Here is a 12,149-nt window from a genome sequence, read left to right on the forward strand (position 1 = left end):
GTTTCTTACATCTCAGTGAGATCATCACATTCAGCCAACAGCTCCTGACCGAATTGGTTATGAATCCATGAGTCAGAATATACGGTATCGAGGTAACGCTCTCCCTTATCATGCAGAATGACTGCGCAGACAGCTCCCGGGGTCAATTCTGGCTCCATCTGCTTAACGGCGGCAATGATTCCCCCGGAGGATGCGCCAGCCAGGATGGATTCGTTCTGTGCCAACATCCGGCAACCTTTTACGATATCGGAATCCGAGACATGCACGATATGGTCGATTATATCTGTTCTGCAGAAAGGTGGCACGATGCCTGCACCCAGTCCCGGGAAGCGCCGTGTACTCTTATTTCCGCCAAAAACCGCACTTCCCTCTGCATCAACAGCCACGATCTTGGTCCGAAGTCCGTGATCTCTTGCGTATTCCGCAAGACCCCGTATGGTTCCGCATGTACTAACGCTGCAAAATAAATAATCCACTCGTTCAAGAACAGTCACGATTTCTTTCATTGTCGTATGGTAGTGAGCTAAATAATTATTTGCGTTTGCATACTGATTCGGCCAGTAGCTGCCCGGTATTTCCGCCAATAACTGCTGCACACGTTTCAGTCTAGCAGGAAGAAACTCTCCTGTTACGGGATCTGGATTGGCGACATAGTCGATTTTGGCATCCAACGCCTTCAGAATTTGCAGATTCGTTTCCGTGGTTCTTGGATCAATAACGCTGATAAAACGCATCCCCAAATACTTACAAATCATGGCCAAGCTGATCGCCATATTACCAGAGCTTGATTCAATGATGGTAGTTCCCGGGCCTATTGTTCCTTCCTTCCATGCCGCTTGGATCATCCGCAGGGCGGGACGATCTTTGGCGCTTCCCCCCGGGTTCATCAGCTCCATTTTTGCATAGACGTCAAACTCACTTTTATAGAACAAGCTCTTCAGCTTGATTAAGGGTGTATTTCCGATAGTCGACAAAATACCGTCAGTGAAGGCCATCTCTACACGATCTCTATCTTTCTGGTAATATAGCTTTTTGTTCTTAACCTTTCCGCTGTCCATCGGCTCGTCTTTGCCTACTATAATGACCTCAATATCATCCAGCAGATGGTTTCGAATCATCATGCCGATTTCCGGAATGCATTCCCTAATTTCCTCTTTGATCTTCGAGACAATGGAGTTATCCGCAGATTTACTTTTGATATAAACGGTCAGCGCATTCTTCCTCACTTTGACCCGAATGATCGCATCTTCAAGATGTCGGTATACGACCTGTTCGATATCGTACAGGCTTATTTTCTCCCCGTGCTTCAGCTCCCGACCCACCCGTTTGACGATGGAACTAAAGCTCTGCTTCTCCACACCATCTATCATCACAGACCTAAAGTCCCTTACAACATCATAGGTAACGAAACGAATAGCTGGCAGCATTTTGCGAACCATGGAGGTAAGAACAAGAACACTTTCATCATTACTAAGCGGACTTAGTTCTTCGCTAATCTCCTGCGCCCCGACCCCTTCCGCAAAAATCCCATCAGCAAAAATATACCTGCCAAGATCATGTGAATAATAAGCAATCGTGCCTATTTCAATAGAGCCATACGTATCAATGATGTCGCGCGGTTCAAGACCGAACAGACGGGCCATATTCCGCTGCCAACCTAATGAGGCGATTTCCCCAACCAAAATAATCTTTCGGATTCCAAAAGCCCGCGGATCTCTAGTAGCATGTACGATATGATCAAGGATGGAAGGCATTGTGTAGAGTAAGTCAGGCTTGAAGGTTTGAAGCTGTTCAATATGCTGCTCGATCGGCAATTCGAAGGGAATTGAATGATGTTCCAATCCTAACCGCTCAAAAATGGACAGTGCAGTGTTCGCCGCATGCCCAGTACCCATATCCGCCAAAGCGCTAACACATCCGCTTCCCGCAATAAGATCACCGTACAGCTTCGTTTTAATATCTATATAGTGCTTATCGTCTTCCTTAGAGTAAAGTATGGCTTTTCGACGGCCAGTGCTTGTACCCGACGTCCTATATACGGTCAAAGAAGGATCAAAAGGTTGATTATAATAATAGGTATCTAGCGTTGTCGACGTCATAAGCGGAAGCGTCTCTAAGCTATAATTCGCTCTTTCACCGCCGATCAGCCCCTTATACCAGGGAAATGCCTCAATTACTTCAAGTAACTTATCCTGCAATTTGTCTTTGTCGAGCAGCATGATGGCCGCCTCCTGTTGACCGCAAGCTGCAGCCCATAGATAAATACCTACCATAATCATATGTAGAGTTCTTTCAGTGTGTTCTACGATTCGGTGGTTGCCCAATCAAAAGCTGAGGCATTTCCGTAATATAGCCTATGGATCTTTTGAGACGGAGGGACAAAATGATGAAGCAGATAAGTCGTATATCCAATAAGCTGACGAAGACAAGGGTGCTGGTTAGAAATCAAGAGTTAAATAAACATGTCCCGCTTACAAAAAAAATGGATAAGAACACTCTCTATGAAATGCTACAAAAATATAAGATGGTGTACATTAAGCCTTGCTGCGGATCTTTAGGACAGGGCGTGATACGGGTTGAACTTACTCGTGCACAATACAGCTATCAGTCCGGTACCCACGTACACAAATTCTCTAATTACGACACGGCATATCGGGCCCTCTTACGAGAAGCCCAAGGGAAGTCCTATTTAGTTCAAAAGGGGATCAGGCTGTTGGTGTACGATGGCCGCCCATTCGATATCCGGGTGATGGTGCAGCGAAATTCTAAAGGTGGGTGGGAAGCAACAGGGGTTGCAGGACGCGTGGCGCATCCTCGCAAAGTAGTTACAAACGGGAGTCAAGGAGGAACGATTTATCCGGTTGAGGAATTATTGAAAGCCTACACAAGCGCAGAGAATTGTACAATATTGATCCGATCCATGAAGCAAATTGGAGTGAAATCCGCCAGACAGCTTAGCACTGTCTATCCTGGCCTTCAGGAAATCGGTGTAGATATTGCCTTAGATCAACGTCTCAAGCCATGGATCTTGGAAGTGAATACGGCTCCCGATCCGTGCCCGTTTACTAAGCTGAAAGACACCCGTATGATTGACCGAATTGTCAGATATGCAAAAGTATACGGTCGCACATACAATCTTAAGTGCATGAAATCAAAACAGGGTGTCGTGTGAAGCATAGTAGAATCCATGTGCCGCGGCGAACTGTGAATTTACAAGTCCACAGCTCGCCTTTTGTACGGAGTATAGGGTCTGTGTATTCAGAGGATAGACGAAAAAAGACGAGAAATCCCCTCTTTAAATTTGATTATAAGGGACCTTTCTTTATAACGCTCAGGGGTAAGCTCTGTACTTAACTGGCTATCTTCATGAAACAATTCTTGAAGCTGTTTAGCAACTTGCTCATCATAAACAATTGCATTAACTTCGAAATTGAGTCTAAAGCTCCGGGAATCAATATTCATTGTCCCTACGGACGCTACTTCTTCATCTACCACAATCGTCTTGGCATGCAAGAAACCATTTTCATATAACAGAATTTTCGCTCCATAATTCAATAATTCACCTGCATACGCCCAAGTTGCCCAGTATACAAAAGGGTGATCAGGCTTATTTGGAATCATAATACGTACATCCACACCGGATAGGAGTGCAATTTTACACGCATCCATAAAACTGCTATCTGGAATGAAGTATGGCGTCTGAATATATACACTCCGTTTGGCGTTCAAGATCAGCTTAATATACATATTTTTCAGATGCTCAACTAGCGAGTTAGGACCACTAGACACAATTTGAGCGGGACTTGATCCGGCATGACTTCCAGTAGTAAAGGAAAATTGATCGAAGCTTACCTGCTCGTGTTTCCGGGCATGTTTCCAATCCAGAAGAAACCTGCCTTGAATTTGATTAACGGAACCACCCTTCATTCTAAAATGTGTATCCCGCCAATATCCAAACTTTTTATCTATCCCTAAGTATTCATTTCCCACATTAAATCCACCAATATAAGCAATTTCCCCATCGATGATACATAGTTTTCTATGATTTCGATTATTCATTCGAAAATTTATCGGTCTAAGCAGTGATGGAAAGAATACCTCTACTTCTCCACCAGCAGAAAGTAGTTCTTTAAAGAACTTAAGAGAAAGTCTCTTGGAGCCGATTTCGTCATAGAGAACCCTCACTTTTACTCCTTCTTTGGCTTTTTTAGTTAATTCATCTCTTAATTTTGTCCCTAAATCGTCAGGCTGGATGATGTAATATTGAATGTTGACCTCTTTTTTGGCATTTCTAATATCATTAAATAAAGAGTCAAACTTTTGTTTACCATCGTTAAAAATAGCTATCTCGTTATCTGTTGTCATTAGCGCATTCGATGAAACAAGGTTCATATGAATTAAATCAGCATATTTCGTTAACAAAGCGTTCTGATTCTCGCGTTGATCCTTTAATGTAGCCAATTGATGATCTACAGTTGATTGTAGATATTTACTTTCTTCAGCTGAAAGGCCAAAGAAATTCTTTTTTGCTAAATTACGACCAAGAAAGAGATAAATAATAAAGCCCAAAATGGGAATGAAATAAAAAACCATAAGCCACGCCCACGTATAACCAATATCTCTCCTCTCAAAAAATAAAAAACCAGCAGAGAGCAATATGTTTATAATCATAACAAATGAAAGTATCCACGTGACCAGACTGCCGTTGTCCATAAGGAGTTCCTGCCTTTCTTATCTTTCTATAGATGTCGGTATTTCTAGTTTTGCCAAAAGTCAGTTTATTCATCGTCTGATAAATCAATACTTCTGTAAATGACTAGATAGAGTACTATAGCATAATTGTCCATCTAAGAAAACATTTGATAAAAAACTCAATAATTAAAAGATAAAATCATAAAAATCCACATAAAAACAATAGCCCTAGTGCAGTAGTTCTGCATCAGGGCTATTATTGTGACTTTTCAATTAGTGTGAGAAATATTCAACAAACTCATTATATATTAAGAACGATTTCTCTCCCAAAATGAGTGACAATGGTTAACGTTCCCTCGCTGAACTTAACTTTCAAATCTTGCTCAGGTGAATGCTTGAGGACCTCATCAGCTTGATCAGCCTGAATATCCAAAGCCCCCTCTGAGGGACAACCATAGACGGCCGAAGCGTGCCAATGAATTCCCGGCTCAAGGGTGCTCGTCAGCATCGGCAGCACCGTTCGAGGGTGAAGCAGGTTCGTATTGGCGTTCGGCCAGACCAACTCACCCTTCCGACAACCTAGCAAATCCTTGATTGCGCTGGTTCCCCAAGCAGTGGAGGCCATCGCACCAGCCACATCGATCTTCGATATCATTTCATTCTCTTGACCAAGTGCGAATCCACCCTCTGCGGTATCCAGCGACCGTCCAGTTTCGACTCGATGAATCCGAATATGCCAAGGAAGTCCGGCGACAACCCAAGTCTGAACCTCGACATTGGCCCACGGTTTCCAGACGGAACGTAGGACGTTGTCTATCATCTCAGACTCTATATTCTGGCGTCGTACCCGGTATAAGTTGTCTCCGCGCTCGCTCAGCGCAAGCATAGCGTCGAACGCTCCTTGGGAGAGCCCCCATTCGGAGCGGGGCACGCTGAAGCCGAAGCCTGTTGAATACACGAATTTTTCGTATTTGGCCGAGGTGTGGGTATGTTCATTCGTGTATAAATGTCCGCTATTGAAGGCCGCTACATGACCGGAAGCGTGCTCGCGGACGATGACAAGATGTGCAGGCTTCTGAACCATGACAGCCGGAATGGACGGTAGCGGCAGTTCCTCTTCCTTCCAGAACGGATGATCCACCCCTAGAGCCAGCGGCAAGAAAGTCTTTAACGCCCAATACGGAGATCCGGGGGCATTGTAATTCTCCGCCATGACCAGATTCGGGTAAGTATATCCGATGGTCAGTACGCCATCGGCGTCAACAATCGGCTGGCTGAACCACCAACGCAGATTTCGCAGCACTAGACCTTTCACCACGCCTGCGGGAAATCCTTCAACATCTGCGTAGGCAACGGCGCTCCAAAATGCCGACTGGGCAAAGCGGTAAGTCAAGCTACGTCCATAAGGAAGTGCGGAACCGTCGGGTGCGAACCAGCCGATGAAATCGACAGCAAACAATCGAGCCCGTTCTTTGAACACACGGGAACGTTCGGGGTCTTCCTGTTCCATCAGCTTTGCGTACAGCAGTGCGTAGTAATGAATAGCAAAAGGTACGTAATAATCGCTGTGACCATTAATCCCGTCGCTGTACCAGCCCTCTCCCAAATAGAAATCATCCATGCGCTTTAAATTGCTCTCCAGTTGTCCTGCGTCGTAGGGACGACCGATTTTGCGGAATCCGATATTGACTAGAACGTTAAAGAACAGCCAATTGCAATCATAGCAAGGATGGGCGTTTATTTGATTCAGCCAACGGTATAATTGATCCTGCTCATTCGGAGCAAGCGGCAACCAAATCTGTTCCGGAATGGCTGCCAATGCGAAGCCGAAGACCGCCATTTCGACCAAACGCTGATCGTAGTCCTTCACCTCTCCCCAATATTCTTCATGAGAAGGATCGGTGCCATGCCGAATGCCATCCAGCACGATGTGCCAGAGTTCGCTGTCTCCACCACCAATGAGCAGGGGTACCAGACCCCACAACACCCGCGAGAAACCTTCCATTTCAGCAGTTGCTGCCGAATAGCTCGCCCCTGTTTTGCCAATTTTAAGTCGTGAGCCACCTTTGCTGTAGAACGGCCGAAGTGGATTCGTAAGCTGCTCAAGAGCGATCACCAGATCCTCACGGGTCTTTAGCGGATTATCTCCAATACGAAAAAAAGATTTCTCATTGTTCATCATAATTCCCCCTATTCCCAATAGAAGGGTCCTGCTGCTTTAAGTCGAGCCAGTGCTTCGACATAGAAAAAATCACCGTAGATAAGCGGAACATCTATATTCCGGTTCTCAGGGTAGTTACTTGTACCATGAAGCAGCAACCCTTCCTCGTCCGCATTGTCCCAACTGCCATAATTCCTGTAGAGAGATTCCACTATTCTTATAGCCCCGTTCCGGTACACATGGGACTCCGAATCATCCACCTGGTCGGCTAGCAGCAGCAATCCACTCGCTGCGCAGGAACCAGCGGAGCTATCACGTATCTCGCCGACTTCACCGGGAGCGCGGAAATCCCAATGTGGAACGTGATCATCCGGCAGTCGGGTCAAGAAGAAATGCGCTACCTGCTTGGCTGCATCCAAGTAGCTTCGCTTTCCCGTATGATGATAGGCAAGCGCTAGGCCGTAAATAGCCCAAGCCGTGCCGCGTGACCAAGCCGATTCGGGTGCAAAGCCTTGCCCACCAAGCTTCTCCACCACTTCACCCGTCTCCGGGTTGAATTTGACGATGTGGTATACGGAGCCGTCTGATCGGATAAAATGCTCCAGCACAGTATCCATATGCGCCTCTGCGATATGACGATAGCGGGGATCACCCGTTGTCTCGGAAGCCCAGAACAACAGGCTGGTGTTCATGCAGCAGTCGATAATAGCAACTCCGCTGTTGTCCTCCCCTACACTCCATGGATTCCAAGCCCGAATATAATGCCCTTTCAGATTGAAGCGGGCTGCCAGGTAGTTGGCTGCCTTTAATGCCCGAATTTGCGACTCTTCGCTACCCGTCAACTTATAATTTGCCACACTGGTAAGAATCCACATGAAGCCTAAATCGTGATCCAGCTTAACGTAGCCATCCAGTACCTCGTCGAGTCTCTCTTCGCAGCGCTCTGCGATCATTTTAAGGCTTTCTTCCCCACTTTCAGAATAAAACTGCCAGAGCATTCCCGGCCAGAACCCTGCTGTCCACCAGTTCGGCGCTTCAAGCAAGTATTTACCATCTTGACTCGCGTGTGGAAATTCTGCACCGATCTTTTCACTGTTACATCTTGTCTTTTCAAGTGCCTTGTTCCAAGCTTCATCCAGCCAAGTAGGGTTTTCCGTTATATTCATTTCAAACACCGCCTTCTTAGAATGATTCACTATTTCTTTCATGATTTATATAAATTGAAAGGTGAATACTAATTTCCCTTCAGAACCGGGCTGAAGAGCATGAAAGTCTAGCGTATGCCAGACCGTATCCCTGCCAAAATGATCCCGGTACTCACGTGCAGTAATCTCTGGCTCAACGATCTGAACATCATAATTCAGTTCCACTCCGCCTACTCCAGTTCCGGGCAGCAGCACAACACCAGAACGCAGCATTTTCGGACGACGCAAGGTAACGAACCGCTCTGTCCAGCTCACTGACTTACCGTTATACTGGTACTCGTCCATTAACTCCAAGCGAGGATGCTGCCCCTTGTACCAAACCATAGAGCGGATCAGGGATTGAAGCTCTTCCACTTCGTATGCCTGAGACAGCTCCAGCTTCAGTTCATCTTTTTCAACCGCAGCCGACGCGTACAGAACTGTAGCACTATGCTTCCTGCCAGCCAGTTGATACTGGCCGCCGATGATCGGAACCGAATGTCCCTGCGAGCCGTTACAATCATATTGATAACGGCCAGCCCCAAAATATTCAGCCGTATACTCTCCACTGCCGAGATCAGCTGCATAGATTTCGCCTCCACCTGACAGAATGAACTGTCCCAGATCATTGTGATTATGAGGTTCAGCGTTATGTCCTCCCTTAGCCGCAAAACCGAACGAACTTCCTCCGGACTGATAACGCGAGACAAGCCATCCCGCATCAGGAAGATAATAACTGGCAGCTCCCCAATCCTGATCCTGTTTCTCATCGCCGGTCCTTCTCCAGATGAGATTTCGAAAAGCCGGAGCCCAGCGGCTGCAGTGATCCTTAGCGTAAGGAGTGCGAAGCACAGGCGGAGGACATTCTACTTCTGGATAGGTATCAGCTAAATAATGGGACAAGCCCATATGTATGTGAATTCGAGGCTCTGAGTCAGAGAAATTGGCGACAAAATTGCCACCGATGAAAATTTTCTGTTGGAACTGAGCGATACTTCGCACTTTGTCCGTTGCAAACCAGTCTACTCTTCCCTCACTTCTAACCCGGAGAAGATCGCTGTAATACGTGAAATAGCCAAATCCGTAGTTCCAGTAACTCAGACCTTCCAGGCAGGCCCCATCATCCCCGAAGCCTTCCAGATAGTAGCTCATGCTGCGCTCTGTCTTCAGCAGGATATTCGTCAGCACAGCAGGATCATCCAATATCAATAAGGCGGCTGCCCCGATCGACCCTGCGCACACTGCTGCCCAGTTATGACGTGCAGTCTCCCATTCATAAGGACCACATTCAATAAAAGGTCGAAATATTCTCTTTTCTACTTCATGTCTGATTCGGGATCGAAGAAGCAGCGGAAGTCGTTCTCCCAGTAATAGAGAAATTTCGGCAAGGGTAAAAGCGGTCTCCGAGGAGAACAGATCAATAAACTGATCAATGTTCTCTGTATTATGATCTGCAGGAAGATGGGCTGGCAGGCACCATGTGTACTCTTCGCATATAGACCATAGGATATTTTCCAGGTTCTCCAGAAGTCTGACATTATCCGGCTCAAGCAAGGTCATAAATACATATGTATTCAGCCTTCTTCTCCGTTCGAAATAGACCCGTTCATATTCTAACCTCGAACCCGTGCGCGAAAAAATTGAAAATAGCGTATCCGTCAGCTCTGATATAGGCTGGCTGTCTAATCTTTGAGCCTCCTCGCGGATTTCGCTGATATCTTCCTTTAATGCCTCGGATAATAAGGCTTGTTTCCAAAAAGCATCCGACTCTCCATCAGGATAATACAAGCTCAGATTTGCTGGCTTCATTTCTTGGACAATTCCGAAAAGCTCCTGTCTGTTCATGCTTTTCCCCTCCCTTTGACCGATTAGATCAGATCCCCCTATCTACTCAAGGCATGATCTCTCATAACATCCTCTCCGGCTGCGATTCTTTGTGCTGTCCATTTCAGTTCTGTCCCTGCCCAGAAAGGATCTGAAGGAAGTAACCCCAGAGGAAGAAATACTGAAGCGCATAAATAGAGACTTCCCGTATTGATATAGCTCTCCGCAAGCTCGGGCTGGTAACCATACACCCCCGGACGTAGCCACCCGTCCTCATCCAGCGTCCCTGGAAATCCCATAGTCCGTGTGATTACAGCGGTCAAGGCGCAGCGTACCTGTGCGGGTGATAGCGCATCCTCCAGAAAATGCTGTAGCGCCGCTTGTGATAGCAGCTGAAACGCACCAAAACGGTAAACGATAGAGCGCCCGATAAACGGATACGTTCCGTCCGGCGCAATCATCCGTTCCAGAACAGTTGAGTATCTTTGTGCCCGCTCCAGAATCAATGGCCTCAATGCGGAGTATTGCTCCGAGTCCCGTTCAAAAAGTGTAACCACATCCACAAGCATCGGCTGAATGACAAAGCTATTGTAATGATCCCAGTGAAAGTCCTTGCCATCCCCGTAGATACCATCGCCTTTATACCAATCCATGAACATGTGGATCGCATAACCAACACGCATCCGGTCATATTCTGAATCGCCGAGTATATACAAAGCTGCTTCAACCATTGCGCTAAACAGCAGCCAATTGCTCCCGCTGGGTGCAGTCCGGCGTGTTCGCTTCAAAGCTGTTATTAAATTACCTTTGACCCGCTCATTCAGCCGCCCGGCAAGCTGCTTCGGTGCACGCACCAACGCATGAGCGAGGAATGCCGCATCGACCAACGGTTGGCCTTCGGACTTAAAATCCATATAGTCAGGTGATGATGGATCAACAGCGGCATCGATGCATTCCAGCATCAATAGGACATAACGAGCCCTGAGCTCTTCTTCTTCACCCTCCAGCCCTTCAAGCTCTAGCCATGGGGCCATTCCACAGGCCAGCCTGGCGAATGCCTCCAAATGCGCAAACTTGCTCCTGTCACTATGAAACTCGGTGGGCAGCCGTTCCTTTAATTTTCTTTGCGACAAGGCGTCAAGTACTGGGTTCCCGATCTGTAGCATCGTATCCAACCAATATTTGCGGTGTTTCGTACTATTCATACACCATCCACCCTTTCAATTGCGTCTATTCAGCAGATGCAGATCCGTCCTACTCATATTCAGACCAGCTATATACTTGGCTTATTGCGTAATCTTCTTCTATAGTTTAGTGTTGTATTATTGCAATGTCTTTGCGATTAATGATTATTTATTGCGTTTGTTGCTATTAATCTGAAAGGGGTTATCCGGATGAAACATGCCCAGTATTATCAGCCGTTCGAAGGCGACATACTGGCGGGCATCGGCAATTCACCGATCTCACCCACCAAAGATTTTCATATTCATGATCACTTTGAAATCTTCCTATTTTTAGGGGGCACGGTGAACGGATTTGTGGATCAGTACAGCTATCCGCTTCAACGTGGCAATGTGCTCTTATTCAACAATCACGAGATTCATAAAATCATTAATCTATCTCCGGAGCCTTACGAACGATTAACAATTCATTTCAAAGCTCCACTTGTATATCCCTTCTGCACCGCAACCACAAATCTGCTCGCCTGTTTCCAGAACCGTCAGCCCGGAGAGCAGAATCTCGCTCAAATGGATGAAACACTGCTTGCAGAGTACATGACCCTTGCCTATCGCCTGATTGCAATTTTGGAGAATCCTCAATACGGCAGTGAGGTTCTGGCTTTAACTTATCTGATCCAGATTCTGGTCCTCATTAATGAGCTATATAGCCGTACTAGTTCCACCATACCCAGTATTATTTCATCGCATATTCAATCGGCCATGCGCTATATCGATAACCATCTGCATCTGAATCTGTCGCTAGAGCAGATCGCTGGTGAATTAAACATCGATAAATATTATCTTAGTCACCTGTTCAAGCAGCAGACAGGAGGAACGATCTACCGGTACGTCCTGCTTAAAAAAATCGCTTTATCCAAACAGCTCCTATCCTCCGGAAACTCCGTATCCGAAACCTGTTATCTATCCGGCTTCAATGACTATGCCAATTTCATACGTACTTTCAAGAACATCACGGGCATTCCACCTGGAAAATACGGCAAAAAAAGCTGACATTGCCACTTATCGACGCCTCGCAATTGTATAAACCCTTCTTTGAACTTATAAAAA

8 protein-coding genes are annotated in these 12,149 nt (G+C 46.4%); 2 read left to right on the forward strand and 6 right to left on the reverse strand.

Annotated elements, in window-relative coordinates:
* Positions 1 to 5: 5 nt before the first annotated feature.
* Positions 6 to 2,219: a 2,3-diaminopropionate biosynthesis protein SbnA gene (sbnA, locus tag ACQKMP_RS03895; RefSeq protein WP_427468851.1), complete on the reverse strand. Its 2,214-nt coding sequence runs from the start codon at positions 2,217 to 2,219 to the stop codon at positions 6 to 8.
* Between the two features lie 164 nt (positions 2,220 to 2,383).
* Between sbnA and ACQKMP_RS03900 the strand changes: the two genes are divergently transcribed.
* Positions 2,384 to 3,172 carry a YheC/YheD family protein gene (locus tag ACQKMP_RS03900; RefSeq protein ID WP_427468852.1) on the forward strand — a complete coding sequence of 263 codons (789 nt, stop codon included), beginning with the start codon at positions 2,384 to 2,386 and terminating at the stop codon, positions 3,170 to 3,172.
* An 86-nt stretch (positions 3,173 to 3,258) separates the two neighbouring features.
* Here ACQKMP_RS03900 and cls read toward each other — a convergent pair whose 3' ends face one another.
* The 5 genes from cls to ACQKMP_RS03925 all read right to left on the reverse strand — a co-directional run bounded on the left by cls (position 3,259) and on the right by ACQKMP_RS03925 (position 11,066).
* Positions 3,259 to 4,713, reverse strand: coding sequence for a cardiolipin synthase (cls, locus tag ACQKMP_RS03905; protein WP_042186986.1), 1,455 nt, complete (start codon positions 4,711 to 4,713; stop codon positions 3,259 to 3,261).
* A 280-nt stretch (positions 4,714 to 4,993) separates the two neighbouring features.
* Entirely contained in the window at positions 4,994 to 6,871 is a 1,878-nt protein-coding gene (locus tag ACQKMP_RS03910; RefSeq protein WP_427469208.1) for a DUF2264 domain-containing protein, read from the reverse strand.
* Positions 6,872 to 6,882: 11 nt separating this feature from the next.
* Positions 6,883 to 8,019 (reverse strand): glycoside hydrolase family 88 protein, encoded by a 1,137-nt coding sequence (locus ACQKMP_RS03915; protein ID WP_427468853.1) that lies wholly within the window; start codon positions 8,017 to 8,019, stop codon positions 6,883 to 6,885.
* Between the two features lie 45 nt (positions 8,020 to 8,064).
* A complete protein-coding gene (locus tag ACQKMP_RS03920) occupies positions 8,065 to 9,882 on the reverse strand; it encodes a hypothetical protein (RefSeq protein WP_427468854.1) in 1,818 nt (605 codons plus the stop codon).
* Positions 9,883 to 9,920: 38 nt separating this feature from the next.
* Positions 9,921 to 11,066, reverse strand: coding sequence for a DUF2264 domain-containing protein (locus ACQKMP_RS03925; protein ID WP_427468855.1), 1,146 nt, complete (start codon positions 11,064 to 11,066; stop codon positions 9,921 to 9,923).
* 189 nt (positions 11,067 to 11,255) lie between these two features.
* Here ACQKMP_RS03925 and ACQKMP_RS03930 point away from each other — a divergent pair, with 189 nt between their 5' ends.
* Entirely contained in the window at positions 11,256 to 12,092 is an 837-nt protein-coding gene (locus tag ACQKMP_RS03930; RefSeq protein ID WP_052404241.1) for a helix-turn-helix domain-containing protein, read from the forward strand.
* Positions 12,093 to 12,149 lie beyond the last annotated feature (57 nt).

The sequence above is a fragment of the Paenibacillus sp. NPDC101420 genome (assembly GCF_050277435.1).
Classification (GTDB): Bacteria; Bacillota; Bacilli; order Paenibacillales; family Paenibacillaceae; genus Paenibacillus_AQ.